This window comes from Staphylococcus sp. GDY8P120P (assembly GCF_017892065.1).
Classification (GTDB): Bacteria; Bacillota; Bacilli; order Staphylococcales; family Staphylococcaceae; genus Staphylococcus; species Staphylococcus nepalensis.
In genome coordinates this window covers 1-609 of record NZ_JAESKI010000043.1, presented here as the reverse complement: position 1 = coordinate 609, position 609 = coordinate 1, and the positions used below count along the sequence as shown (strand labels likewise).

General features: G+C 33.2%; 2 tRNA genes. Both read left to right on the top strand.

The window, feature by feature from the left end:
• The first annotated feature begins 353 nt into the window (after window positions 1-353).
• Window positions 354-436 (top strand) — tRNA-Leu (locus KA900_RS14505).
• A gap of 32 nt (window positions 437-468) precedes the next feature.
• Window positions 469-542 (top strand) — tRNA-Gly (locus KA900_RS14500).
• Window positions 543-609 lie beyond the last annotated feature (67 nt).

Below are 609 nucleotides of genomic sequence, written 5' to 3'. Positions count from 1 at the left end.
AAATTGGGGTCAGTTCAATTTCATGAATTCAGCTTTCTTTTTTCACTTTTCACTTAATTTTTAATAAAATCCAGAGCTTTACCCGAATACCAAAGTAATATTTATATGAAATTTGTATATATATATAAATAAAAACTTTAAATGATTATTTTTACTCTTTTTTATTATGCGAACGCATTGACGATATGTAGTTTATATTATAAGATATAAAACGTTGCGAAAATCATACGTAAACAAACACTTCAGTTGTTAACTTTGTAAAAGAAATTTTAAAAAGTTATTGACAAAACATTTCAAACATATTACAATGAAATACGTTATCTTGATGAACTAAACATCGTAGTGTCAACCGAGCGGCCGTGGCGGAATGGCAGACGCGCTAGGTTGAGGGCCTAGTGGGATTTATCCCGTGGAGGTTCAAGTCCTCTCGGCCGCATCAAAATACATTATCTGATTCTAATAAAATAAGCGGGTGTAGTTTAATGGCAAAACCTCAGCCTTCCAAGCTGATGTTGTGGGTTCGATTCCCATCACCCGCTCCAATAGGAAATATTTAAAATGAACATTGAAAACTGACTTGCAATATGTCAACGTTAATTCCGAATTCAA